The sequence below is a fragment of the Microbulbifer okhotskensis genome, from assembly GCF_023895975.1.
GTDB classification, from domain to species: Bacteria; Pseudomonadota; Gammaproteobacteria; order Pseudomonadales; family Cellvibrionaceae; genus Microbulbifer; species Microbulbifer okhotskensis.
Genome location: NZ_JALBWM010000518.1, coordinates 1 through 233 on the forward strand (window position 1 = coordinate 1; position 233 = coordinate 233).

General features: G+C 43.8%; 1 protein-coding gene. It reads right to left on the reverse strand.

Annotated features, from left to right (window positions below):
- Nucleotides 1-19: 19 nt before the first annotated feature.
- On the reverse strand, nt 20-233 hold a 214-nt coding region (locus tag MO867_RS23135; protein WP_252473502.1), incomplete at its 5' end, for a hypothetical protein.

Sequence of the window (233 nt, forward strand, 5' to 3'; positions counted from 1 at the left end):
TCCGGAACCGTCGAAATTCTTATACGCGCAGCATGGTCAAGATGCGCTGAGCCGCCTGGGCTTTCTTGATATCTTCAGGAGTCTCTGCTTCGAAAATAGGAAGCGAAGCCTCTAAAATAATTCTCAATAACTGCTCTCTTGGGATGCCAAATCGATTTGATAAAGCATCAATTCGACTCCGAGTTTTTTTACTCGTCCTTAAATTTGATTTGCACTCCAACCCTGACCTCATT